The 24,824-nt window shown below is 41.0% G+C and carries 19 protein-coding genes; 9 read left to right on the top strand and 10 right to left on the bottom strand.

What is annotated here, in order from left to right; translation table 11 throughout:
* Nucleotides 1-160: 160 nt before the first annotated feature.
* Nucleotides 161-1,465 (top strand): M20 metallopeptidase family protein, encoded by a 1,305-nt coding sequence (locus BLQ87_RS03675; protein WP_074604754.1) that lies wholly within the window; start codon nucleotides 161-163, stop codon nucleotides 1,463-1,465.
* 34 nt (nucleotides 1,466-1,499) lie between these two features.
* Nucleotides 1,500-1,967: a hypothetical protein gene (locus BLQ87_RS03670; RefSeq protein WP_074604753.1), complete on the top strand. Its 468-nt coding sequence runs from the start codon at nucleotides 1,500-1,502 to the stop codon at nucleotides 1,965-1,967.
* A 35-nt stretch (nucleotides 1,968-2,002) separates the two neighbouring features.
* Here BLQ87_RS03670 and BLQ87_RS03665 read toward each other — a convergent pair whose 3' ends face one another.
* The 3 genes from BLQ87_RS03665 to BLQ87_RS03655 all read right to left on the bottom strand — a co-directional run bounded on the left by BLQ87_RS03665 (nucleotide 2,003) and on the right by BLQ87_RS03655 (nucleotide 6,115).
* Nucleotides 2,003-3,553, bottom strand: a complete 1,551-nt coding sequence (locus tag BLQ87_RS03665; RefSeq protein WP_074604936.1) for a tyrosinase family protein — start codon at nucleotides 3,551-3,553, stop codon at nucleotides 2,003-2,005.
* Nucleotides 3,554-3,684: 131 nt separating this feature from the next.
* Nucleotides 3,685-5,256: an FAD-dependent monooxygenase gene (locus BLQ87_RS03660; RefSeq protein WP_074604752.1), complete on the bottom strand. Its 1,572-nt coding sequence runs from the start codon at nucleotides 5,254-5,256 to the stop codon at nucleotides 3,685-3,687.
* A gap of 40 nt (nucleotides 5,257-5,296) precedes the next feature.
* Complete coding sequence (locus BLQ87_RS03655; protein WP_074604751.1) at nucleotides 5,297-6,115, bottom strand: helix-turn-helix domain-containing protein; 819 nt, start codon at nucleotides 6,113-6,115, stop codon at nucleotides 5,297-5,299.
* Between the two features lie 177 nt (nucleotides 6,116-6,292).
* Between BLQ87_RS03655 and BLQ87_RS03650 the strand changes: the two genes are divergently transcribed.
* Entirely contained in the window at nucleotides 6,293-7,315 is a 1,023-nt protein-coding gene (locus BLQ87_RS03650) for a pentapeptide repeat-containing protein (protein WP_074604750.1), read from the top strand.
* A gap of 11 nt (nucleotides 7,316-7,326) precedes the next feature.
* On the opposite strand, the gene BLQ87_RS03645 is transcribed toward BLQ87_RS03650, so the two are convergent.
* The 5 genes from BLQ87_RS03645 to BLQ87_RS03625 are packed head-to-tail and all read right to left on the bottom strand — an operon-like array spanning nucleotide 7,327 to nucleotide 13,082.
* A complete protein-coding gene (locus BLQ87_RS03645) occupies nucleotides 7,327-8,106 on the bottom strand; it encodes a toxin-antitoxin system YwqK family antitoxin (RefSeq protein ID WP_074604749.1) in 780 nt (259 codons plus the stop codon).
* An 11-nt stretch (nucleotides 8,107-8,117) separates the two neighbouring features.
* A complete protein-coding gene (locus BLQ87_RS03640) occupies nucleotides 8,118-10,349 on the bottom strand; it encodes a B12-binding domain-containing radical SAM protein (protein ID WP_216857760.1) in 2,232 nt (743 codons plus the stop codon).
* A 43-nt stretch (nucleotides 10,350-10,392) separates the two neighbouring features.
* Nucleotides 10,393-11,595, bottom strand: coding sequence for a toxin-antitoxin system YwqK family antitoxin (locus BLQ87_RS03635; RefSeq protein WP_083361665.1), 1,203 nt, complete (start codon nucleotides 11,593-11,595; stop codon nucleotides 10,393-10,395).
* 16 nt (nucleotides 11,596-11,611) lie between these two features.
* Nucleotides 11,612-12,154 carry a hypothetical protein gene (locus BLQ87_RS03630; protein ID WP_143010325.1) on the bottom strand — a complete coding sequence of 181 codons (543 nt, stop codon included), beginning with the start codon at nucleotides 12,152-12,154 and terminating at the stop codon, nucleotides 11,612-11,614.
* Between the two features lie 4 nt (nucleotides 12,155-12,158).
* Nucleotides 12,159-13,082, bottom strand: coding sequence for a hypothetical protein (locus tag BLQ87_RS03625; protein ID WP_074604746.1), 924 nt, complete (start codon nucleotides 13,080-13,082; stop codon nucleotides 12,159-12,161).
* 168 nt (nucleotides 13,083-13,250) lie between these two features.
* Between BLQ87_RS03625 and BLQ87_RS03620 the strand changes: the two genes are divergently transcribed.
* Nucleotides 13,251-14,222 carry an SIMPL domain-containing protein gene (locus BLQ87_RS03620; protein ID WP_074604745.1) on the top strand — a complete coding sequence of 324 codons (972 nt, stop codon included), beginning with the start codon at nucleotides 13,251-13,253 and terminating at the stop codon, nucleotides 14,220-14,222.
* 140 nt (nucleotides 14,223-14,362) lie between these two features.
* On the opposite strand, the gene BLQ87_RS03615 is transcribed toward BLQ87_RS03620, so the two are convergent.
* Nucleotides 14,363-16,063 carry a SusD/RagB family nutrient-binding outer membrane lipoprotein gene (locus BLQ87_RS03615; protein ID WP_143010324.1) on the bottom strand — a complete coding sequence of 567 codons (1,701 nt, stop codon included), beginning with the start codon at nucleotides 16,061-16,063 and terminating at the stop codon, nucleotides 14,363-14,365.
* Between the two features lie 23 nt (nucleotides 16,064-16,086).
* On the bottom strand, nucleotides 16,087-19,491 hold the full coding sequence (locus BLQ87_RS03610) for a SusC/RagA family TonB-linked outer membrane protein (protein ID WP_074604744.1): 3,405 nt from the start codon (nucleotides 19,489-19,491) through the stop codon (nucleotides 16,087-16,089).
* A 685-nt stretch (nucleotides 19,492-20,176) separates the two neighbouring features.
* Here BLQ87_RS03610 and BLQ87_RS03605 point away from each other — a divergent pair.
* The 5 genes from BLQ87_RS03605 (at nucleotide 20,177) to BLQ87_RS03585 (ending at nucleotide 24,811) form a co-directional block, all read left to right on the top strand.
* Nucleotides 20,177-20,974 carry a class I SAM-dependent methyltransferase gene (locus BLQ87_RS03605; protein WP_074604743.1) on the top strand — a complete coding sequence of 266 codons (798 nt, stop codon included), beginning with the start codon at nucleotides 20,177-20,179 and terminating at the stop codon, nucleotides 20,972-20,974.
* Between the two features lie 213 nt (nucleotides 20,975-21,187).
* The gene (locus BLQ87_RS03600) at nucleotides 21,188-22,432 is read left to right on the top strand and encodes an efflux RND transporter periplasmic adaptor subunit (RefSeq protein ID WP_074604742.1); all 1,245 of its coding nucleotides are present in this window, start codon (nucleotides 21,188-21,190) and stop codon (nucleotides 22,430-22,432) included.
* Between the two features lie 23 nt (nucleotides 22,433-22,455).
* Nucleotides 22,456-23,907, top strand: a complete 1,452-nt coding sequence (locus BLQ87_RS03595; protein ID WP_074604741.1) for a TolC family protein — start codon at nucleotides 22,456-22,458, stop codon at nucleotides 23,905-23,907.
* 18 nt (nucleotides 23,908-23,925) lie between these two features.
* A complete protein-coding gene (locus BLQ87_RS03590; RefSeq protein ID WP_074604740.1) occupies nucleotides 23,926-24,120 on the top strand; it encodes a hypothetical protein in 195 nt (64 codons plus the stop codon).
* Nucleotides 24,121-24,142: 22 nt separating this feature from the next.
* Nucleotides 24,143-24,811: an ABC transporter ATP-binding protein gene (locus BLQ87_RS03585; protein WP_074604739.1), complete on the top strand. Its 669-nt coding sequence runs from the start codon at nucleotides 24,143-24,145 to the stop codon at nucleotides 24,809-24,811.
* Nucleotides 24,812-24,824 lie beyond the last annotated feature (13 nt).

The following is a 24,824-nucleotide window of genomic DNA, read 5'->3' as shown; positions in this document are numbered from 1 at the left end:
AAAAACGTAACATTTAAAAATGCCCCCAAAGTGAAGTCTAACTTTTTTGGGGGCATTTTTTTTGAACAAATCCAGAAACGTTAAATAAAATTCAAAACGTAACCTTTTCCTCAATTACATAGTCAAACAAATGCTGATTTGAAATCAATTGACTGTAAATATGAAAAAAACTGTATTCATCTTCACCTGCATTATGATCTCCATTTCTGTTTCCTCTGCACAAGAACTGAAACATAAAATGGCATTAGCTCATGAGTCTGTTAAGCTGCAAACTGATCACATTTTTAACAAGCTGGTTAAAATCAGGAGAGATCTTCATGAAAATCCAGAATTGGCAGGTAATGAAATACGGACCAAAAAAATCATCACACAATATTTACTTGACTTAGGACTTGAAGTGGATACCAATATTTATGGTCATGGCGTTGTAGGTATTCTAAGGGGAAGTAGAAAGGGAAAAAAAATCGCCTGGAGATCAGATATGGATGCCCTAGCTAATGATTTTGCTGATGAAGTTACTTTCAAGTCGAAAAACAAAGGTGTTCAGCACGGTTGTGGCCACGATATACACATGGCAATTGGACTGGGAATAGCTGAAGTTCTTTCAAAAAATAAAGCATCTTTAAATGGAACCGTATATTTTATATTTCAACCGGAAGAAGAAACCTTTATTGGCGCAAAAGCGATGATTAATGACGGTCTATTTTCCAAAATAAAGCCCGACGAGATTTATGGCTTGCATGTCTCTGCATTACCGGTTGGACAAATAATGGTCAAACCAAATGAGATGTTTGCCTATCAGAAAAGCGTACGAATTCAATTAAAAAATGAATTATCGAAAGAGGAAGCAAAGGCATTAACAAAAAAAATACGCAGTTTTCTACTACGTGTAACGAGCAACAGCAAGCCCTGGGAAATACAACATATGAGTGACCCCAAAATCGGACTGATGAACCCCAATACAATTTTTAAGGATTACCTGTTTATGGATGAGAATTTCAGCATTCATTCTAAAAATGACATCCTCTTCCTGCAAGCGTATTTATACGAGACGGATCCATCTAAGCTGAAAGACATCCTTCCTAAAATTAAACAGGCAATAGAAGAAAACAGTTATAAAGACCAACTGCTTTCCATTTCATATGTACAAGACAATCCGACGGTGATCAATAATGAAACGTTAACAAACATCGCATCAAAAACCCTCGAAAATATTTATGGAAAAGATGTAGTCACTACAGATTATGGTCAGGTTCCATATTTTAATGATGACTTTGCTTATTTTCAACAAAAAATACCCGGTGTTTACTTCTTTCTTGGGGGATCCAACATTGAAAAAGGAATTATTGCAATGAATCACGCACCGAACTTCCAAGTTGATCAAGAAAGCATTAGAACCGGGGTGAAATGTTTTTCGTCGCTAATCCTGGAGCGGCTGAATGGGAGCTCAATCATCGAAAAATAATTGCTTTTAGTACACAAAAATTGTAAATTGGACCATGTCTGATTCGCTTTACGAAAACAAAAATAGCTTTTACACCACTACTCTTCTACCTTTAACAGCAGAAGACAAGCAGGTAATCAAAAAGACGATAAATAATTATTATCAGGCCAATAATTTACTGATACCTGTTTTAATTTTAGTTTTTTTCCTTGGATTATGGTATTTTATCATCAGCCTGATCCTTGTCATTTTATATAACGTATCTGTTTTTTCTACCAACAAAAAAAATGAACAATCATTAAATAACCCGAAGGTTATACTCACCGGAAAAATCACCAAAAAGGAGCCTCCCGGGGATGGGACCTACATTTATTTAGGTCAGGAATGCTTTGAAATCACCTATGCAAATGTGACTTTCCCGGTTGAGGTGGGCGATACGGTTTCTCTTCATTATTCGCAATTCGATACGAAAGAAAGAGGTGTTCTTCTTGACGTAGAAAAGGAGAATTTACCAAGCCCATAAATCAAATGACCTATGGGCTTGTGTATGATGTTTACCTATATCGCATCCATTAACAGAGATACTGAAATTGTCGGATTGCCAAGTACTTTGAGCGGAACGGTGTCCCCATACATTTCTTTATTGTTCGGTTCTACACGGATGCTGAGTAAACCGCCTGTTACCGCAGCGAGCGGTAACCTGAAGTCAAAATGGACCTTTGGTATTTTCATACAATTGGAACATTTTTCTACTTCGTCCGGCTGGAAAAAGACAGACTTGTCCAGCACCTCCTCATTTCTGAGCAGGTACACCTTGAAAGTACCCGGAATCTTGGTTCTGTCCAGATCAGTCACCCGCACATTGACTTCCTGATCATCCGCCGTAAACGTACGTGCCATCCCTAGAAACAAGTGTTTGTTTGCCTGCGCCTGTGGCAGATCCAAAGTCATAGATTCATACGAAACATCGAAATTCGTGGCCAGATCTATAGTAAATTCTGCAGTCAGATCATCCCTTTTCAAGGTTTGTGCCCATGGGTTCATCTTACCCAGTGCAGCATTGGTAAACACGAGATAGCTGGAACTGGTTTTGTTTTTAATGGTTTTCATGAAACCATCAACGGTTTGAGCATCGTTATTGGCCTGCCATATCCACCACATTCTGTCCAGGTTGCAATGGTAAAACCAAAAGATGGGATCAAAAGCGGAAACATTTTGCTTACTCATCGTATCGCCTGTCGCATCGTGTCCGGAATCATGGCCCGATATGAAGTCGAGACTGGGCGTACCGTCAAGCAAACCATTGAAGTTGTCCCACCATACTTCCGTTTGCGCATTGGCATAGTACTTCATGACATCCGCATTGAAGTTGTTCATAATGGTCCGGGCATCGTAACGGTTTGTCTGGTAACCCGCTTTGTAATTGGGATTGGTACTTCCTGAGGCGGTACCGATGTCAATTGGCAAAGTATAGGAACCAAAGGGTGCGGCATACATCCAGTCGGGCAGCAGCTCATTAAAGTCCCAATAAGGCAGTGTTACCTCTTCGCAGCCCTCAATTGAACGCAGGCAATTTTCAAATGCCCACATCTGAACCCTGTGCCATGGCTGAAAACCCGGATCGTGATGCTGGCAGAATGCAAGCGGCAATCCGTGTATTGCTGCATTCTGAAAATATCCATTCAAATCATCGGTACCAAGATTCATGATTCCGATGAAAGCGGTTTTCAACTTTTCCAGTTCTTCGGCAGTCAGCGAGGTGAGGCTTTTCCTTACCCTGCCTGTTACCGGAGTGGCAGACATTTTTAGGAACGCCTTATTTTGATGTTCTGGTTCTCCTTCAGGATATCCGGCTACCATCCAGGCTAAAAAACTGCTGATCATTTCTTTGGACCATGGTGTTCCCGGATCCATCGGCATACGCCCTTGTGCATCTGGCGGTAAGGATACACGTTGATAAATATCCGGAGCATGGCTCACTACGAATGAATAGCTGCTCAGGTCGAATCCCCTGATGCTCCGCATTTGTGCAATATCAAAAGCGGTAAAATAATTTTTGACTTCCCCGTGCCATGTAGGCGCCTGGGCAATTTGTGAGGGTGTTAACATGATAAAAGGTGTTTTGAAAGCGTATAACTCTTTTGTTGGTTTAAATTTATTAATTACAATGTAAAAACCATATTTTTTATTTACCAAATATTATTTCCTTCTATTGATTGCGAATAATAATGCCGAAGAAATCAGGAAGAACCCATTGGCACAAACCAGCAGGCCACAGCTTTTTGAAGTTCCTTATGGTCCGGATCTTTTCCAGAAGCCCAGGCGACAATCCCGTCAGGGCGTATCAGTACCGCCCTCAGACCTAACTGCTCCTTTGCCCGGCCTGAAACATACTTCATTTGATCACCATACTCATCCGCCAAAGCTTTTAGTGATGCATTCCCATCAAAGTCAAGCAGCATCCCCCGGCCATCCTGCATCAGCTCTCCAAGCATGGTTCCCGCTTCCAACTCAAAATTGGGTACGCTATGACCTGTCAGCGGATGATTGCCAGGGAGATGATAATGTGTAAAAACACCCCAAACCCGTCCTGCGAAATAGGTTGCACCATCGCGCGTATTTATAAGATCCCGGACAATGGCATTTAGCGCAAAGGCAGCAGGATCCGGCTTCATGATGGCAACCTGGGCACGCGACCAATCCAACACCTGTGCGCCAACCGGATACCGTTCAGTTTCGTAACTATCCAGCAAGCCCTCCGGTGCTTTCTTTTGGATGACTGCTGCGAGTTTCCAGCCAAGGTTCATTGCATCACCCAGCCCAAGGTTAAGCCCCTGACCTCCCAGTGGCGCGTGAATATGTGCGGCATCGCCAGCTAAAAGCACCCTTTTGTCGCGGTAGGTTGTGGCCTGCCTTGCACGGTCAGTCCAGCTGGTTGCGAGATGCAGTGAAGTAATCGTAACGTCGGTATTCGAGATGCGGCGTAACAAATTCTGAACGTGTTCAAGCGTAACAGGCTTCCCCGATTGATGAAATGCCCCGGCATCGAAATCCTGCATGATCAGGTAATTCGGCTGCGATAGCATATACATACCTGCTGATGTGAGGTTTCTGCCAGGGCTGAGCTTCTCCGGGTCGGCAATAGTCACCTGAGTAGAGTAACCCGTAAATTCCGGTTCTGTACCAGCGAATTCAAAACCGCCGGTCTTGCGAACAATACTGCGGCTTCCATCACAGCCTGCGAGCCATTTACTTTGGAAAGAATGACCATCCGACTGAACAGTTAGCCCAAACTCATTTTGATGAAAGTTAGTAATGGCAAGGCCGCGCCTGATCACTACGCCCAGGGCTTCTGCCCGACTGGTCAGTATGATTTCCAATTCCTCCATTTCAGAAATCAAACTCACATCTGTCGCACTTGGAAGGCGGTATTTCCACTGTGACAGATCAATATGGTTAAAACTAAATGGAATGCCTGCAAAATGTCCTCCCAGACGTTGCGGCTCTGATAATTGTCCCGCTGCAGCGGAGCTGACATGAGGGCTTTTAATGCGTTTGTGCAGTTGTAGTTCATTTAGCAAACCGCGGCGGTAAAGTGCGTCAATAGTAGGTGCCGAAAGCCCCCGTATTCCGAAAGGAATCTGCTTTAACGGCGATTTCGGATGCGCTTCCTTTTCCAGTATCAGGACTGAACATTTGGCCAGGGCCAACTCACAGGCGAGGAAAAGACCTACTGGTCCTGCGCCGGAAATGATGACATCGTAAATAAAATGATTTGCTATGGATTTCTTCTCCTTAAGTGTTGTTTTCATATTGAATAATTGAAACACAAAACTCAGGAATACGCCTGCACTAGGCTTGTATAAATGCGACAAAATTACTGTTCAGCACCTGTTTTCCTTTCTTTGCTTTTCTTGCAAATGCCGCAGGTGTGCTGCCGCTGTAACGCTTAAATTCCCTGCTGAGGTGGGATTGATCCGTATAACCCAGCTCATGAGCTAAACCTGCGAGGTTTGATTCAGGATAAAGCCACAATTGGTTTCGTACCTGCTCGAAACGCATCAGACCAGACACATCTTTAACCGTATGACCGGAAGATTGCTTGAAGTTTCTTTCCAGTGTACGAACCGTTGTATGGGCCGCCTCCGCTACCTGGCTTACCGGCATCCTACCCTTTGCTTCATTTAACGCAACTCCTGCTTTGAAGAGCATACTGTCAATAGCAACCCGAGATCGTGCATCCAGAAAATATGCTTTCACCTGAGCCAGCGCTTCATCTATCCTGCCGGCAAGCATCAACTTACTTAAGCCAGGTTGAAGCTGAGTAACAGGATGCTCAAATATGCGTACTCCCTCTTTATCGGAAGGCAAGCCGAGCAAGTCAAAGACCGTCCAGGGAAAACACCTGATCCCAATGATTTCTAAGCGATTTTCCATGTAAAAAATAGCAGGCTGATTGAGCAGGCCCATCATAAATGGTGATGGCAACGGTTGCAACACTCCGTTATTAGAAATGCTGCAATTACCTCCAAAATGAAAGATAATTTCAGCATAGCCATCAGGTTGTACCTCAAAAGCAGATGCTGATGCTTCCGAATCTCTTCTATTGTGCCAAAAACACTTTATGGTATCCCGTAGTGCTTCAGGAGGTTCAAATTCTTGATGCTGCATATGGAAAGATAGGAATATTTGTGTTTTATACCGCCGAATAACACGAATTGCTACCTATAGTTGTTCATAACAACCATAAGTAGCGTAAATACAACCATAAGTTTCTGTATTTTTTTGATTCTGAAAATCCATCCGAATACCTTTGCAGTATCAAATAAATAAATAAATAGAAGGACGATGTTAAATACAAAAATGATTGGCAGTAGAATTGCCGGCGTACGAAAGAAAATGAATATGTCTCAGACCCAGCTTGCTCAGCGCCTATTCATCAGTCCACAGGCAGTCGGCAAGTGGGAACGCGGAGAATCCATGCCGGACATTACCACTTTTAACCGTCTCGCAGAAATTTTGAACGTTGATCTTAACCATTTTTCAGACAGCTTCCGGTCTGAGGTCACAGAGGAGACCATTCCTGAACCTCTGGCGAAACCATCCGATGAATTGCCATCTTCCGGCAAACAGGAGAAAAAGCCTGCATGGGATATGTCATACGGAAACTGGGTAGACGCTGACTTTTCCGGGTTGAAAAATCTCAATGAAAAATTCAGTTCTTCCAATATGCAACGCTGCAAATTCATCGGGTCAGATTTATCAGGGCTTCTTCTTAAAAGCAATAACCTTGATGGCTGTGACTTCTCCGGTTCTGACATCAGTAGCAGTCAGATTCAGACTTCCAGTTTAGACAATAATCTGTTTAAGGAGAGTTCCCTGAAACAAGCTAAATTTTTAAGAAGCCATGTCAGAAGCTGTGACTTCTCCGGTTCCGATATCAGCGGCAGTCATATTCAAAGTTCCCATCTTGGCAACAACCTATTTAAAGGCAGTTCCCTGAAAGCCGCTGAATTTTTAAAAAGCCATATCAAGAGTTGCGATTTCTCCGGCGCCGATTTCAGCGGAGTAAATTTTAAATCCAGCGCCTTTCAGCAAAACACAGTGGCAAACGCAGTGTGGAACCGCAGCGCTTTTATCGATACGCAGATTGACGACATCGTTTTCGATGGTATACTGGAGGACTGTTATTTTGAAAACTGCGTTTTTAACTGGGTCAAGTTCCAGAATGCAACACTCACCAATACCTTCTTTAAAAACAACAGGTTTAAACGCATGAAGTTTACAGACTGTCAGGCAGATCGGATCACCTACGAATTCCTCAGGAGCGGAAAAGCAGATTTAACCGGCATCACCTTATTAACCTCATAATGGAGGTGCTGCTATTTTTTATCGCTTTGCTGATACTCCTCAAAAGCGGCCTTCGTAACTTTTTCTCCCAAGAGGTAGTAGCTTTCGAAAAGAATGCTTCCATCGGGTTTGTACATGTGCGAAACACCGTGTCGTTTACCCTTTTCATAGGTGGCATCCATACTTTTTTTGCCCTGAGCATAAGTAGTTGACAAACCATTTTGCAAATCGTCCTTATAATTGTTTTCTGTTATGATTTTACCATTATTAAAAACACGGTGAGCACCATTTCGCAAATCATTTTCATAATAAGCCTCTGTAGTCAGCTGATCTCCGGAATAGGTTAAAGACAAACCATGTTTTTTACCAGCCTTATATCCTGATTTATTAATGATTTTGCTCCCCTTATACATTTCGCTTGTGCCATCTTGCTTACCGTCTTTATATTCCTGACGTAACCAAACGTTGTTATCACTATCGTAATTTTCCTTTAAGCCATTGCGTACCCCATTTTTATAGTGGAGTTTACATTCCATTCTTCCTCCCTGGGTGTACCAGAAAGCCTCTCCCGTAATGAATCCTTTGTTAATGGTATATAAAGCAAAACCACCTTCATCAGCAGGGATTTTATACTGGCCCTGCAATGGTTTATCATTTAAAGACAGGATCATTTCAGTACTATCCCTGTTGTAGGTTTTCAGCAGGTGTTCCCATTTAATTTCTTCAGGCAACTGCGCAAAAACATTTGCAGTCAGACCAAGAAAAACAAAAGTACAACTGAGTGTTTTAACAATTTTTTGATGGATTTTCATGTTTTTATAGGTTATAAGACCAACAGGCCGAAATCTCTTAAATTATAAATTGGATCTGAATACCAGAACAATTCAAAATGTTCCATGGTGGATTCAAAATCTGTTTTAATTTCCTGGAATGTATACACCTGGGTATTGGAAACGGCTATTTTCTGTAGGATGGAAACCAACCATTCTCCTTCATTTTTATTCGTCTGGACATCAAAGCTTTCCTTTTTGTCATGAAAAGTCAGGATGGTCATTTCCAAAGGCTTGTTCTTTTTATATTTTGTAAAGCCTTCCGCATCCGGCTTCCCTCCCAGCCAAACCACTTTAGCCGTTGGTTTGGTATTGAACTTACTTTCTTCCCTTATCGCTTTTTCAATAAAATCAGGAGGAACCGTTGTTTTTGGTATCTTAAAATCAAACCAATCCTGCAATTTATAATCGAAGCAAATGCCATGCATAAAATTGAAAAGCGATTTCTTTAAGCCAAAACTAAATTTATCATGATCTATCCCTGTTTTATCGGTATAGTTGATGTCATTATTGGCAAAGGTTCCGATCACCTCAGTTTCTTTTACTACGCCAAATCGCTCCGGATGCATGCCTACAGGACTATGTGCAGTCATGGCAAACTGATGCCAGAAACCAGATTGTAAAACCCCTGCTTCAAACAATTGTCTCACCATTTCCAGGCTGTCTACCGTTTCCTGAATCGTCTGCGTTGGATATCCATACATCAAATAAGCATGGACCAATACCCCTGCTTCCGTAAAATTCCGGGTCACCTGAGCTACCTGTTCCACTGTTACTCCTTTATCAATTAGTTTTAATAACCGATCTGATGCAACCTCTAAACCGCCGGAAACAGCGATACAGCCTGACGCTTTAAGTAAAATACACAGATCTCTGGTAAAGCTTTTCTCAAACCGGATATTTGTCCACCAGGTGACCGATATTTTTCTTCTTAAAATTTCCAGTGCAACTTCCCTCATCAGAGCGGGTGGAGCTGCTTCGTCTACAAAATGAAATCCGTTTTGTCCCGTTTTTTCGCTCAGCTCTTCAATACGGTCTACAATCAGTTTAGCTGCAACAGGTTCATAAACTTTAATATAATCCAAAGAAATATCACAAAATGTACATTTCCCCCAATAACAACCATGCGCCATCGTCAATTTGTTCCAACGGCCGTCGCTCCACATCCGATGCATTGGGTTTACGATTTCTATCACCGAGATATACCGGTCCAACAGGAGATCACTATAGTCTGGCGTCCCTACATCAAACTGCTTATAATCACTTCTTAAAGCATCATTTCTATAGGTCACTTCTCCATTCTCCAATAAAAAAGTTCTTTTATACAGATGAAAGTCCCCGCCTTTTGTGATCGAATTATAGATCAGCTCAATAGGTAATTCCCCATCATCGAGAGAGATAAAATCAAAAAATTCAAATACCCTTTTATCAGAAACAGAACGTAATTCTGTATTTGGAAAACCGCCTCCCATGGATACTTTAATCTCAGGATACTTTCTTTTCACATATTGTGCGCATCGGAAGGCAGCATACAAATTTCCTGGAAAAGGAACAGAAATGATCAACAACCTGGGCTGGATAACAGCAATTTTTGCTTCTAAAATCTTTATCAGAATATGATCCATATAGGTATACTCTTTATTCAAAGCTTCATAAAGCTCATCAAATGAGTTTGCACTCCGACCTAATCTTTCCGCATAACGACTAAAACCAAAATTCGGGTCAATACATTCAATGATAAAATCTGAAATATCCTCCAGGTATAATGTTGCCAAATGTTTAGCTTTATCCTGAGTTCCCATTGCACCAAATGCCCAATCCAGTTCTTCTAATTCCGAAAACCTGGATGCTTCGGGTAAAAAGTCTTCCTGACAAATTTGTAAAGCCAGGGTTGGGTTTTTGCCTTGTAAAAAGGCAATAACAGCATCAATGGTCTTGATATATTCGTCTTTTAAAGCAATAATCCGTTTTGCGTTCCCACTTCTTGACTGACCCGGACTTTTTTCCGCATAAGAGAAAAGATCTTGCAAACCTTTCCTTGAAAACAAAGCCAAAATCACCTCTATACCTAAATCAGCCTGAGTGGAAGAAATATCTTTGGTGTTCAAAAAACCTTTGATATAGGCAGTTGCAGGATACGGGGTATTCAGTTGGGTAAAGGGAGGCGTAACAAGGAAAAGATCTGTTTTCAAAATGGAATTGTATTTCCTGACAAAAATATCCATAATTATGTTAGCATCCGACCTTATCAAATGATATTTTTTTCAGCTAGTTATCATAAGCAGGGAGTTCAGGCAGAACATCATCCCATGTTTTCCTGAGCTTCTGCATCCCTGGCGTTCTAAAAAACGCTGGAAGAATAATCTTTTTATCTTTCACAATGAGGCTAAAGAAAACATCTGTACTGACTTTTACGCGGTTCAGCTTCCTCGACTTCCAACCGCTGCTTTCTGCGAAAATTTGGTATAAAAATCTGTTAAATGTTTCATCCTGTATCGAAGAGGAGATATTGATATTTGATAAACTATCATTCTCGTTAATTTTAAAACCCATAATGACCCATTGATCCTTAAGAGGAGATTTGTACTTACCGTTAATGGAGTCCAACAACAGCTCATAGATATTTTTTGCAGGGCTTCCCTCTTTGTATTCCCATAATTCATGCGGTTCCGTACCATAGCCACTTTCTCCCTTAGAAAAGTCAAGTGCTTCATTCGCGTAAAATTTACGGAGTACAATTCTCGGATAGTCGTAATAGAACAGACTTCCCATCACTAAAGAGTTCTCATAGCCCTTAATAAAATTGCCATCCTTAAAAGTTTCGGTGGTCATGGTTTTCTGAAAAATGGGACTGAATAAACTCCATTTTTCATTCATTTTACCATCCTTGACTGTACCCCTGGCCTCATAAGAATCCGGTTGTTTAAACCCGGAAACAAGAATTTTAACTTTGCCATTGCCATTGATAACCAATGGACCGCCAGTTTTTGAATAAGCTTCCTTTATCAGCATATTGCCATTGTCAAATTCAATTACCTCCGAGAGTTTACCATCAGGATAATAATACTTCCATGTTCCGGTTCTTATGTCATCCTTATAACTCCCTTCTTCCTTAAGAACGCCATTACTATAAAAATAAGCAGCGCTGCCGTTGAGGTAGTTATTTAGCATTGTACTTTTAAAGACTAAATTTCCATTATGATCGTAGTCCCTGAAGTCGTTCATCACGTTCATAAAAACCGGATCTCTTTTTCCAATCCTTACAAATTTCGCCTCTTTTTTACCTACAACGATGCCTACAGCGTTGTAGTAGACCTTTAAACTGTCGTCCTTAGAAATCTCAAAAAAATCACCTATTTTAAGACTTTCCTGCGCCTTTAAATTTGTACTGCCTGCAAGTAGCAACAGTATCCATATTTTTCCACAAACTTTCATTGCCCTGAACCTGTAATCGTAAATATTTATCTTCATAATTTCTGTTATCGTACTATTCTATTTCGCCCAGAAAGGTCTGCCAAACTTCTTTTGAGTTCCCCCCGAATGTTTTAGAATCTTTGGTCAGATACACCCTTTGCGACAAATTCAACTCGCTCTTCTTACCATCATTTAAAACCTTAACCGTATAAGTGGTTTGCCAGCTATCCGGCTCTATCTGCTGACTGCTAATTTCCCCGACTTCAAATTTTAAAGAAGGGGTATTTTCGATTTGACTGATCAATAAAGAAAGCGGCAGGCTATTTTTGCCATTTGACGCGATATCCTTCATTAAAACCTCCTTATTTTTAAACAAAAAAAGAATATTTAACCTGACTTCGTTTTTTAGCTCTTTTGAAACTGAAACATCAGAAAGCAGTTGTAGATATTGGTAAAAATCTTCGATTTTAGTTTTTGCGCTTTCCTGATATGCCGCCAATACAGGTGCGGAGAAATTAGCTTTCAGCCCTTTTACATTTTTTACCGTATTTGCTTGTTGAGCTTTAGCAAATAAGCCTGCAGACAGCAAAATGACCAATAGAATTATTCTGTTCACCTTATTATTGTTTAATTCTTATAAAATAAATCTCACCTGTATCCTTGCTCTTGATTTCGATTATTTTCATTCGTTTCAAGCTACTTGTTGGTATGGTCAATTTTTGAGAAAACTCTCTTTTATTAAAATATTCAGCTCCCAAATCGTCTCTCAGCATGATGAGCACTTCCAAATCATCCGACAGGATTTTATTGAGCTGGTTTTTTCGGGTTTGCCAGTCTTTGATATCCGACAGCATAAATGCCTTCAGCATCATTGCATAATCATCTGGTTTTAAATCCACTTCTGCAGGCAATGTATCTTTAACTTTTGCAGCAACAAAGTTGATGACCTTCTTTTTATAAAATGGACTGGTTATTTCTATGTTGTAATTTTTACCAGATGAATTGTCGATATGAACCTGACCATCTTTTACTGTTAAAACCTGCTTTGCTGTACCTTGAACTTTAAGGACCTTTACTTCATCATTTTTTATCTTTTGATTGGTAAATTCATTCTTTAGCTCGATCGTTTGTTTACCGGAATCCGCTTTTTCATAAAATTTCAAATACCAAACACCAACAAGGACCATTATTGCCAGTAAAGCGATTCCGCTGATCATCTTAAAATCAATTTTAGATGGAGGTATTTCCTCATCAGGCTTTTTATACTGAAACAATAGCTCGTCCCAGCCGGAAAGACCTACAAATACGGCAAGTATATCTAACATCCCCTTTCTGGGGACTTTGTGATTTATATCTGGTTTCAAATGGGTATAAATCCATTTTTCACTGATAGATTGCTTACATTCCTGTTCAATTAACCCGATCAGATTTTGGATATCCTGCGAACTAAAGCTATTCCACGTTCCCCGAAAAAACGGATAGTGTTCCTGGTATTTCAAAAGCACCATTTCTTTCAATCGCTTAAAAGTATCTAGTTCGGTCATATATCGGTAGCGTCAAAATTAGCTGAGTGCAGCTATAAACCACAGCAAATGTGCTGTAAAAGCACTGTAAATTTACTTAAAATATTTACAGTAAACTGCCAGTTAGTTTGCTAAAGCTATGTTTAAACGCAAATGTAATATTGCAGCACAAAATTTAAACATACAGCAATGAGAACATTCTTTTTAACAACCACAACATTGGTTACAGCGCTTTTTAATTGTGCATTGGCACAACACAGCGGCAACGCCAATTACAGCAACAGCAATTACCAAAGCAAACGGATTAATGCTATTCAAACCACCAGCAGCAATGCGAATGAAATGACAATTACCATTAAAGGCATTTACAATGAGAAGGCCAGTTCGCAAATTGCCACATTTAGTGTTTTACAATTGGGCAAAACCGCAAAAGAGGCAAGCGATTTAATCAACGAAAGAATTAAAAATGCGACCAATGAACTGAAGACGATCAATCAGCACATCAGCATCGCAATCGACATGATTTCTTTTGTACCTACCTATGGCTATGCGGTAGAAAAAAAGATTTTTAATCCGAAAACATATAACGAAACCCCTTCCGGATTTGAATTGAGGAAAAACATTATTGTGAAATATAGCAACAACAGTGATTTAGATCAGATTGTAGCCATTTGCAGTAAATACGAAATTTACGATTTGGTGAAAGTCAATTACATCAGCAGCAATTACGACCTGATTAGAACGCAAATGCAGAAAAAAGCATTGGAACAACTTAAAGTGCAGCTGGGTAGATATTCATTAATGATGAATACAGATCTGAACAAAAAAGAAAAAACGCTGCAGGAAGGGTTCAGTACCTCCTATCCGATGGAAAATTATAGAAATTACCAGGCCTATGCTAAAGCGAGTATCCACCCGGGCCAAAAAGATGAAGTAAACGATGTCGCGAAAAACACCACGCAATATTATAACGGCGTAGTGCCAAACGAGCACCAATTTATCTTTAACGCCGATGTCGTTGAACCGACCATCCAACTCTTTTACGAACTTACCGTTAACATAAAATTGAAAGAAGACCAATTGCCCAAAAACACCATCGTCAAAAACAACAGGTATTACATTATTACCCCCAAAGGTGACATCAAACCCTTAAACTTATAACAAAATTAATTCCACTTAACGCCCCCCTGCAATCACATGGTTAGCAGGGGTTTTACATTCAAATAAAGGCAATACTGACCATTGCCTTTATAATTTTAATTTCCTGAAGAGGTCAGTTCTCCGCCTTAGCTTAATGCCAGTTAATTGCCGCCACCAAAATTCGGACTATTTTTATCAAACCATAACCGCTGCGTGCTCAGCACCTGTAGTTCTTTGTTTCCCGGTGTAAATCCCTGCTCCTGCTGTGCTTTGAGCCAGTTCTCATTGTTGGTACCAACAGGCGGCTCATCCAGCGCATATCTTCTTGGAATGGGCTCATTCCAGGCATTTCGTGCGTAATAGGCTGAACTATTTTTTGGATAGCCTGTTCTTCTGCAAAAAGTAAACGCTTCGTTTGCCAGTCTGTAAAAATTGAGGTATTCCTGAATATAGATTCGCTCCAGGTCATTGCTTCCGTTAAACCTGACACCTGGCTGATTCAGATAAGCTGCTATTTCCGCATCTCCATTCCCTTCAAATCCGGTAGCAGAAACGGCATTTACCGCGATCTTATTCATCGTTTTTATAGAAGAAGTGACCCCTTTTTTATACCAGTCTTCTGCACTTCCTTTCGTATCAAAGCCCGCACCATAGCCCTTTTGAACAAATTCCGCGATATAAAAACAAGTTTCCGCATAAGTCACCATATAATCCAGCATCTTACCTGTTGTATTGCTGCCATAGCGGGGTGCAAAAAACTTCTTATTGATCGTACTCATCAATTTGTAAGAAACCGATGCACTTACAGGAAATGCGTTTTTATAATACGTGGCTACCGCAGGATCCGTGGTCCAGTCGGCCGGACCACCCTGATACATGATTAAAGGATCATTTAAATTGATAAAAGAAGGAAGCGTTTTGCCGTTTGCAACCAGAACATCCTTAAAGTTGCCCAGCAAATCATTTGGACTAAAATAAATTTTCAGACGGGGATCATTGTTAGATTTCAGAAAATTGACAATCGACGAAGTGCCAAATCTTGGACTTCTGTAGTCGATATCATTACCTATCGGATTATGCTCAGGTTTATCATAAACAAACTGCCCCGCGTCATCATTATCTATAGGACCTGTAGCATCTGTCATCACTTCCTTAAAAATCCTTTTGGCTATTTCCAGATCCTGCTTTTCGTAACGTACCGCAATTCTGAGCTTCAAGGTATTCGCCAGTTTTGCCCAGTTTACCCAGACATTTTTGTAAAAGAAGTCTGCTGCACCAAAATTTACCTGATCGCTGCCTCCTGCTTTTAAATCTGCCAATGAAGCATCCAACTCCTTCAACCAGGTATCGTACAATGCTTTTTGGTTATCGTAAACAGGTTTAAAATTATTGTCCACCCTACCCTGTATGGCCTGAGAATAAGGTATAGAACCGTTCATATCCGTCACTTTCAAACCATGTAGAATTTGAACGATATAGGTAACCGCATTAATATTTTTATACCTGTCTTTATCCGCTCTCGTGGCCACCTCATTCCGGATCGCAAAAAGGTTAGGCAGAATACTATTATAATAAGTACGATAGCGGCTGTTGATGTTTGTAGATAACTCATAGGGATCGGTGGTTAGGTGCTGTGTATAACGAAGCAATTGCTCCAGGTTTTCCCAAATCCATTCTGTCCCCTGATAACTTTCCAGGTTTTCTACAGAATAGCTGAATAGCGCATTGATATCCGGCTTGGTCACTACACTTGGATTGGTATTCGTTTCTGCAAAGTTCTTTTTGCAGGAGAAATTGCATAAAGTAAAACCGGACAGTAAAACGATGGCCAGTTTTTTTGTGATATGATTGATGTGGTTCATAACCTTTTTTTTAGAGTGATAAATTAAAATCCAGCTTTTAATGTCAGGCCAAAATAGCGCGTCATAGGAGGTACAAAGCCATCCTCCCTGTTCACAGACGTCTTGGTCGTACTGTTTGAAGCCGGATTGATATTGTTTGGCAAGGAATTATACAGATAGAAGAGGTCTCTTCCGATCAGGCTGATGCCAAGGTTGCTCATTTTTAATTTAGCGGCAAAAGCAGGAGAAAACTGAAAATTCAAGGCCACTTGTCTCAGTGATACCCAGGAGTTTTCGACCACCCAATAATCACCAACAGCAGTAGAGAAAGAGCCCAGGCGGTAATTGTATTGAGGCAAGTGTGTAGGTTCAACAAAGCCTTTTTCATACGCTTCCTGATAAGTCATTCCCCCAACATTTACAATCGTGTTATTGGCCTGTGTTACCGTTTGTCCATTGTCAAAAACCCCATCCGGAATAATTCCATCATCATAAGTTTTTCCATCATATTTACTCGTCCATACAATTCCCCCGTGATCTTTATCCCGGCCTTGCAGCGAATTTTCAAAGATCCCGGTATGCGTACCATAACGCTGAGAGGTGACTACCATATCCCCTCCGATTTTGGCATCTACCAAAATATTTAAAGAGAAACCTTTATAACGAAAAGTATTGTCTATGCTACCACGAAATTTCGCATTGATGTCACCCACATCCTGCCATTGATTGCTTCTCTGCGGAAATCCTGCACGGGCATCGGAACGCCAGGCCAAAACAGTTTTACCATTGTTAGGGCTGGCAACCGGATTACCGTTAGCATCTGTAGCCTGAAAACTTTTGGAATGGATTTTCGTGCGGATGATTCCATAAGCCCCGCCCACTTTTGCAAAAGGGATCTGGTCGTTATTTGCATCCCCTTCGTTCTGTAAAGCATAATAATCGATATCCCCATAAAGCTCGATGATCTTATTCCGGTTACGGGAATAGGTTAAGGTGGTATTCCATTCAAAATTATTGTTTTTCACAGGAGTTCCGGTCAGGCTCAGTTCTATACCTGAATTTTGAATATTTCCTGCATTTACCAGGATATTATTTACGCCTGTTTCCGGTGCGGCAGGAATATAGGTACCCTGGTTTTTATTATTGTCGATATAATAAGTCGCATCAAGTCCCAGCCTGTTTTTAAAAAACTTGAGCTCCGCCCCTATTTCTTTTCCTATTTTGCGCAATGGTTTTATGTTTTTATCAACGGCAAAGCTTTGTCCGTTTGCGTCAACCAGATAGGTCAGCATTGGATTATTATTTCCACCAGCTGTAGAAAAACCGGTTAACCTATATCCGGGGTTGATCACAAAGGCATCAACATCCCCTCCCAATACCGTTAAGTTTGCCCTTAGCTTACCGAAGCTAAACCATTGTGGCATTTTAAATGTTTCGGAGAATATCCAGGATAAACTTACTGCCGGGTAGCTAAAGAATGGATTTCCTGTTGCATTGGTATACACTAAAGCTGAGGACCAGTCGCCACGATAGGTAGCCTGCAGGTACAACTGATTCTTATAGGAGAAGTCGGCACTCGCATAAATGGAGTTAAATGTTTTTCTCGCTCCTGTTCCTCCTGTTGAGATTTGCGGTTTCCGGGAGTTGTCCAGAAAATAATTAGCCGGGAAGACCAGCCCACCGTCTGTTTGTGCATCACTTACAGTTTGTGTATATCCCTGAATTTCTCCACCTACAAAGCCGTTAAAACTGAAATCCTTAGTGATTTCCTTATTAAACATGGCCATCATTTTCAAAAAATAGCTCTGTTTGTTCTTTTGTATCAGCTGATACCGACCCCCGCTCGTGTTATCAGAACCGGTAAAATTATAACCCTGTCCCAATTCTTTACTCTCATTTTTAGTGTTCAGGTTGATAAAATTACCTTCTGCCTGTACGCTCACCCAATCTTTAAGTTTGGCATTAATCGTTAAGCGGCCTCTGACCATTTGTTCATTCTGATAATAGTTATTTTCAAATAATCGAAACCAATAATCAGCTCCCGGGACAAAGTTTGTTTCTGCAGCATCATAGACTTTAGGTACCCCTCCGAGGCTACTGGTATATTTTGCCTGCTGCATCCAGTATTTCGTATCATAATTTCTCGGGAAGATCCAGATATAGTTATTCAAGCCCAAATTAGGTGGATTTTCACCACGAAGGGCGGAATAATCCACTCCCGCATCCACACTAATTGCATCATTGATTTTATAAGTAGACCTTAGCGAAAACGCGTTTTTATTCAGCTTATTTCTTAGGTTAAAGCCTTCCGACTGGTTACGGGAGTAGGAAAATCTGAAAGTCGCCTTTTCAGTACCTCCATCAATCGCAATATTGGTCAGGTAGCCTTTACCCGTTTGAAAAGCATCCAGATAATTATTAGGCACTGCTTTATAAGTAGTCATGGTGCCATCGTAGTTTAAAACCTGCTGGTTTGCAAAGCGCGGCCCCCAGTTCTCCAATTCCCGGTTTTTCTGAGGATCAATGTAAGGTTGCCCACTGGCATTTGTAGGAAAGACTTTAGTGTCCCAATCCTGACCAGTTTTATAGCCCGGGTCTCTCGTGTCCGTAAAGAAATTACCGACGGTACCGCCGCCAAATTCATTTTGAAAATCCGGACCTCTGTAGGGTTGCTGAATATTGAAAGACTGAGAAACGGATATGCCCAGGCCTTTATTCAGTTTTCCTTTTTTGGTCGTGATCAGTACCACACCATTTATTGCCCTGAGGCCATACAATGCAGCAGCTGACGAACCTTTTAATATAGATACACTCTCAAAGTCGTCCATATTCAGGTTCTTAATGTCATTTCCGAAATCTCTCCCCCCGGTCGACACATCATTATCGATGATGACCCCATCTACCACAAAAATAGGTTGATTGTTGGTGCCAAACGTAGAATTCCCCCTAATGAGGATTCTGGCATTTCCAGCCAGACCACCTGCACTTTGATCGATACTAACCCCGGTAGCCTTACCCTGCAAGGCATTTATAGGATTAACTTCGTTCGTACTGGAAAGATCCGAACCCTTGATCTCTGTAATGGCATAGCCCAGGTTGCGCTTTTCCTTTTTTATCCCCAGAGCGGTAACCACCACTTCACCTAAAGACTGAGCGTCTTCATTTAGTGTCACATTCACCGTTGATAATGCCCCGACAATTACCTCTTTAGGGATTAGTCCAACGGAGCTAAAAATTAAAGTACTTCCTTGTTTAACGTTAATAGAAAAAGCACCATTCGCGTCACTTGATGTGCCGTTCCTCGTGCCTTTTTCCGTGACACTTACCCCTGGGATAGGTTGTCCGGACTGATCAGTTATTTTTCCTTTGATTGTATTCTGAGCAAATGTTGACAGTGCTAAGAAACAAAGCAGCAAAATGCTGAAGCATTTAATGTACAGTGGTTTCATATGGCTTGGTTTAGGTTGAATTTTCTGGCGATTTAAGCACCGGTTCGTTGACCTGGATTTTTTATTTCATTGAGCGGAAACGTTTGGTTACTTTAATTTAAGTATTTATTTCCGAAAGTTGCCCTCAATCGCTACACAATCGGTAACACATTTTCAGGCAACAGGAATAAATCAATCCTCCACTTTGAGCATGCTGAGACATTTTTAGGCCTGATTTAGCTGCTCTTTTAAATTCCCGGCAAAAACACGATCACCTAATTATTAAATAATGTTATTTTTTTGAAAAAGACATACAAGATCTATTCATGCAATTACAGCTTATGCCTCAAATTGTATCCTGGCCAGATACCATCCGTATTACACCTATGAAAACGAAACTGTTTCTTTTACTGATTTTTGAACCCCTGTACCAGCGGCCAATGCCTAAAACAACAGCATCTCCAGAACAATAAATATTTTTGAAAATACCGATATTTTTGGGGAACCATGTCAGCGCTGTTGATGACCATGAAAATCCTGAATTGGTGTAAACTAAAACAACAGTTCCGGTTTTATCAAAATATAATATAAATTTAGAAAATTAATTTCCCGCAGCATCCCTTGAAGAGCAGCTTAGTCTTCAATTGACAAATGCAGTATATTATCCGCTAGAAAACTCAATAATCCCTATAAAGCAACAAATATCATGACTGACATCGATTACCTGGCCATCAACAAACAATCCTGGAATAACAGAACGGACGCGCATTTAAAATCTGCATTCTACGACCTTGATGGTTTTTTAAAAGGAAAATCTTCGCTCAATGATATTGAATTAAATCTACTGGGCAACATTGAAGGGAAATCGATTCTGCATTTACAATGTCATTTCGGACAGGATACCATTTCTTTAAACAGGCTTGGAGCAGAAGTTACGGGAGTTGACCTTTCAGATAAAGCCATAGAAAGTGCAAAACACCTCGCAAGCCAAATGAATTCGACAGCCAAATTCGTTTGTTGCGACATTTACGACCTGCCCAATCATTTAGACCAAAAGTTCGATATCGTTTTTACGAGCTATGGAACAATAGGCTGGCTGCCCGATCTGCAGCAATGGGGGAAACTCATCTCGAATTATCTGAAACCAAACGGACGATTCGTATTCGTAGAATTCCATCCTGTGGTATGGATGTTTGATGATAATTTTGAGACCGTTGCTTACAATTACTTCAACTCAGGACCGATTCTGGAAACTGAAAGCGGAACTTATGCTGACCGGGATGCCGAAATCAACCAGCAATATGTGTGCTGGAACCACGGCATGGCTGAGGTCTTGAGCAGTTTAATTACAAATGGACTTGAGATCAATGCTTTCCGGGAATTCGATTATTCACCATACAATTGTTTTAATAAAACCATCGAGTTTGAACCTAAAAAATATAGAATCGAACATTTAAACGATAAAATACCGATGGTTTACGCCATTGAAGCAAGGAAGAAATAATACCAAATTCGTTCCTTTAAATACCTAAACTATATTCATTAAACCGCTGATCAATTCCGGTACATCACATTTTAACCTGCTGCATCCCGTTCAGTTTAAAACACACTGTCCACATTTGAACAATTGAACTCCGAACAAAAATCACAATAACCTCATTATCAATTACTTATTTGTGGCATTTACATTGAAATACAGCATCCAAATTATTAAAATATGGATCGTGAAATTTCAGCTGCACAACAAGCCAGACGTAAAACCAAAATATACATCACCGGGCTGATTATCCTGGTTGCTATCGCTCTTGGATTTATTCAATTTAAAAACATTGTTCAACCTTCAATCAAGCGCAATGCTTTCCGCACATCAATTGCGGAATCAGGCCTGATCGAAGCCACTGTTCCCGCCTCGGGTATCATTACTCCGGAGTATGAGGTTACGATCAGCTCTCCGGTAAATGCCAGGATTGAACAGGTGCTGTTTAATGCCGGTGAAAAAGTCCTTACCGGGCAATCTATTTTGCGCCTGAATAAAGAATCCTCCTTACTCGCATTTGAAAAATTAAATGAGGAGCAGCATGTAAACCGCAACAAAATAAACCAGTTATCGCTGGGGCTTCAGAAAAGCCTTGATGAATTAAAGACACAATACGCCATTAAAGAAATGAAGATCAGCAGTCTGGAAACAGCACTATCTCATGAACAATCCCTGTTGAATATTGGTGGAAGTACGGACGAAAACGTTAAGCAAGCCCGTCTGACATTGAAGGTTGCCCAAATGGAATTGACACAAATCAAAAATCAGATTAACAACCAGAAGGCAATGATGCAGGCCGACCTGAAAAGTCTGGGTTATGAAATCAACATCCGTGAAAAGGACATCAAAGGTATCAGCGATAAACTGAAAAACGCCTCCATTTCTTCGCCCGGAAACGGCGTGATCACCTGGGTAAACAACAAAATCGGATCAGAAATTAACGAAGGTGAAGAACTGGTCCGTATTGCAGATCTAAGCAGTTTTAAAGTCGAAGCAAGTATTTCTGACACCTATGCCGATGAAGTCAAAACAGGCAGGACCGCCATCGTAAGAATCAACAAAACCGACCTGCGTGGAAACATCAGCAACGTGCAGCCGGCAGTTGAAAATGGTACCGTAAAGTTCTCCGTCAGCCTCAGCAACAAAAATTCAAAATTGCTGCGCGCCAATTTAAAGGCCGACGTTTTTGTAATTACCTCCTACAAAGAGCACACAATAAGGGTAAAAAATGGCCCTGCTTTTAACGGCTCCGAAGAACAAAAAGTGTTTGTACTGGAAGGTGAAAATGCCCATTCCCGTAAGGTAAAAATCGGTGAAAGCAATTCAGATTATATAGAGATCCGATCAGGCATTAAAGCTGGTGAAAGCGTCATCATATCGGACATGCAGGATTTTATCCACCTCCAAAAAGTCAAGATCAAATAATTAACGTTAAAAAAAAACACAAAATGTTCAAGTCGATATTATTACTTGCCCAGCTCCTTATGCCGGCGCCTGCAGAACGCCAGGTGCTCAGCGATACGATAAAACTAAACCTGAATGACGTGATCCTGATCGCAAAGGAACATTCAACTGCTGCCGTACAGGCGTTAACTATCCGGGAAAATCAGTACTGGCAATATAAAACCTTTAAATCAAATTATAGTCCGCAGTTAATACTGGATGGAACATTGCCTCAGTTCAGCAAGACCAATATACCAGTCATACAACCCGACGGAACAGTCGAATTTAAGCCGGTAACCAATGACAATTCACAATTGAATCTGGGGCTGACACAAAATATTGGTTTAACAGGCGGACAAGTGTTCCTGAAGTCTAATGTATTGCGGTTTTCAGATTTCGACCGTAAGCAAACCCGTTACAATGGAAATCCTTTTATAATCGGCATAAACCAACCTCTATTTGCATTCAATGCATTGTCCTGGGACAAGAAAATCGAACCCTTGCGCTATGAGGAATCGCTCAAAAAATATAGAGAAGATATGGAAGTGGTTGGCCGGGATGCATCAGAACTATTCTTCAGCCTGCTTATCGCACAGATCAATAGAGATATCGCAGCCAAAAATCTGTCAAATAACGAAACCATTTACAAAATCGGCGAAGGAAAAGCAGCCTTGGGAAGGCTATCTAAAGATGAGTTGCTGCGATTGAAGCTTGGGGTATTAAACGCAAGAAAAGCGGTGGCACAGGCAAATGTGGATGCGGAGACTTCAGACCTTCAGTTGAAGTCTTTTATAGGTTTTTCTGCCGCAAATCAAATTCAGCTCCTCCTTCCCGAAAATTTGCTAAGCCTGGAGGTAGACAAAGAAATTGCCGTTCAACAAGCGAAAAATAACCGTCAGAAAGCGATTGAATTTAAACGGGCATTGCTGGAGGCGGATAAAGAAATTGCAAAAGCAAAAGGAGAAAATGGATTAAAAGTCAACCTTTTCGGAAGCTTCGGATTAACAAATGTGGCCAGCCAACTCCCGGGAATTTACAGCAATCCTAAAGACCAGCAGGAAATCCGTCTGGGTTTTCAAGTCCCTATCCTCGACTGGGGGCGTTCCGCTTCGAGAATTAAAACGGCACAGTCAAACCGGAAACTCGTTGAGGCGAACGTAAAACAGGCGCAGATCAATTTCGAGCAGGAGATTTATACGACCCTCAGGCAGCTGACCATGATCAAGGAACAAATGCAAACCAATGCAGAAGCCGATTTAACGGCGAATGAGCGCTTTGAAATCGCAAAGAAAAGGTATTTCCTCAACGACCTCAGCATCACCGATCTCAATATCGCCCTGCAGGAAAAAGACCAGGCACGCCGGGATTACATCTTTTCTTTGAAAAGCTTCTGGAATGCCTATTTCAATATCAGGGTATTGACGCTTTATGACTTTACAACAAATAAAAAAATATAAAAACTAAACCAACAACACATGAAAATCCTAATTCTTTTAATGGCAAGCCTCTTAAGCTACCATGTTTCCTCCGCCCAATGCACCAAAAACCTGCTGTTGAAAGATAAAGCAAGCCTGAGCCTGGCCGGTGAAAATGGAAAATTAATGGTGACATTTAGGCCACCGGGAGCAGTGCTTCAATTTCATATAGCTGAGCTCAAAATTATTGATTAATAAATTCTCAAACCGAATCAAGATGATACAATTATCGAACATAGAAAAAGTTTACCGTACCAAAACCATAGAAACTATTGCCCTCAACAATATAAATATCAACATCACCAGAGGTGAATTTGTAGCCATTATGGGTCCTTCGGGTTGTGGAAAAAGTACCTTATTAAATATAATGGGATTATTAGATGCCCCTACCGGAGGTTCTATCATCATGGATGATCAGCAGGTGACGGCCCTGAGCCGTAAAAAGCTCGCACTCTTCAGAAACCTGAAACTTGGATTTATCTTTCAAAGTTATCACCTGATCAATGACCTTTCGGTGATAGACAATGTAGAACTTCCACTACTATATCGCAAAGGCATTTCAGGTACTGAGCGACGCAAAAGAGCGTTGGAGGCACTGGAAAAAGTAGGTTTAAGTGCCCGGACCAAACATTATCCCAATCAGCTTTCAGGCGGACAGCGACAGCGTGTGGCCATTGCGCGCGCCATTATTGGCAATCCGGAAATCATACTCGCAGATGAGCCCACCGGAAACCTGGACAGTGCGATGGGTGAAGAGGTCATGAATTTAATGCTGCAGCTGAACAAAACTGACGGAACAACCATCGTTATGGTTACCCATGATGAGCTAATGGCAAAAAAAACACAGCGCATCATCCACTTCTTTGACGGGCAACAAGTAAGCTAACCAGTCCAAACTT

Source organism: Pedobacter steynii (genome assembly GCF_900103665.1).
In the GTDB taxonomy this organism is placed as follows: Bacteria; Bacteroidota; Bacteroidia; order Sphingobacteriales; family Sphingobacteriaceae; genus Pedobacter; species Pedobacter steynii.
This window is presented reverse-complemented; position numbering and strand designations above follow the sequence as displayed.

What these genes read in the sequence shown, in the direction of transcription:
- BLQ87_RS03675 (WP_074604754.1), top strand. Translation starts at nt 161, where the DNA reads ATGAAAAAAACTGTATTCATCTTCACCTGCATTATGATCTCCATTTCT.
- BLQ87_RS03670 (WP_074604753.1), top strand. Translation starts at nt 1,500, where the DNA reads ATGTCTGATTCGCTTTACGAAAACAAAAATAGCTTTTACACCACTACT.
- BLQ87_RS03665 (WP_074604936.1), bottom strand. Translation starts at nt 3,553, where the DNA reads ATGTTAACACCCTCACAAATTGCCCAGGCGCCTACATGGCACGGGGAA.
- BLQ87_RS03660 (WP_074604752.1), bottom strand. Translation starts at nt 5,256, where the DNA reads ATGAAAACAACACTTAAGGAGAAGAAATCCATAGCAAATCATTTTATT.
- BLQ87_RS03655 (WP_074604751.1), bottom strand. Translation starts at nt 6,115, where the DNA reads ATGCAGCATCAAGAATTTGAACCTCCTGAAGCACTACGGGATACCATA.
- BLQ87_RS03650 (WP_074604750.1), top strand. Translation starts at nt 6,293, where the DNA reads ATGTTAAATACAAAAATGATTGGCAGTAGAATTGCCGGCGTACGAAAG.
- BLQ87_RS03645 (WP_074604749.1), bottom strand. Translation starts at nt 8,106, where the DNA reads ATGAAAATCCATCAAAAAATTGTTAAAACACTCAGTTGTACTTTTGTT.
- BLQ87_RS03640 (WP_216857760.1), bottom strand. Translation starts at nt 10,349, where the DNA reads ATGGATATTTTTGTCAGGAAATACAATTCCATTTTGAAAACAGATCTT.
- BLQ87_RS03635 (WP_083361665.1), bottom strand. Translation starts at nt 11,595, where the DNA reads ATGAAGATAAATATTTACGATTACAGGTTCAGGGCAATGAAAGTTTGT.
- BLQ87_RS03625 (WP_074604746.1), bottom strand. Translation starts at nt 13,082, where the DNA reads ATGACCGAACTAGATACTTTTAAGCGATTGAAAGAAATGGTGCTTTTG.
- BLQ87_RS03620 (WP_074604745.1), top strand. Translation starts at nt 13,251, where the DNA reads ATGAGAACATTCTTTTTAACAACCACAACATTGGTTACAGCGCTTTTT.
- BLQ87_RS03615 (WP_143010324.1), bottom strand. Translation starts at nt 16,063, where the DNA reads ATGAACCACATCAATCATATCACAAAAAAACTGGCCATCGTTTTACTG.
- BLQ87_RS03610 (WP_074604744.1), bottom strand. Translation starts at nt 19,491, where the DNA reads ATGAAACCACTGTACATTAAATGCTTCAGCATTTTGCTGCTTTGTTTC.
- BLQ87_RS03605 (WP_074604743.1), top strand. Translation starts at nt 20,177, where the DNA reads ATGACTGACATCGATTACCTGGCCATCAACAAACAATCCTGGAATAAC.
- BLQ87_RS03600 (WP_074604742.1), top strand. Translation starts at nt 21,188, where the DNA reads ATGGATCGTGAAATTTCAGCTGCACAACAAGCCAGACGTAAAACCAAA.
- BLQ87_RS03595 (WP_074604741.1), top strand. Translation starts at nt 22,456, where the DNA reads ATGTTCAAGTCGATATTATTACTTGCCCAGCTCCTTATGCCGGCGCCT.
- BLQ87_RS03590 (WP_074604740.1), top strand. Translation starts at nt 23,926, where the DNA reads ATGAAAATCCTAATTCTTTTAATGGCAAGCCTCTTAAGCTACCATGTT.
- BLQ87_RS03585 (WP_074604739.1), top strand. Translation starts at nt 24,143, where the DNA reads ATGATACAATTATCGAACATAGAAAAAGTTTACCGTACCAAAACCATA.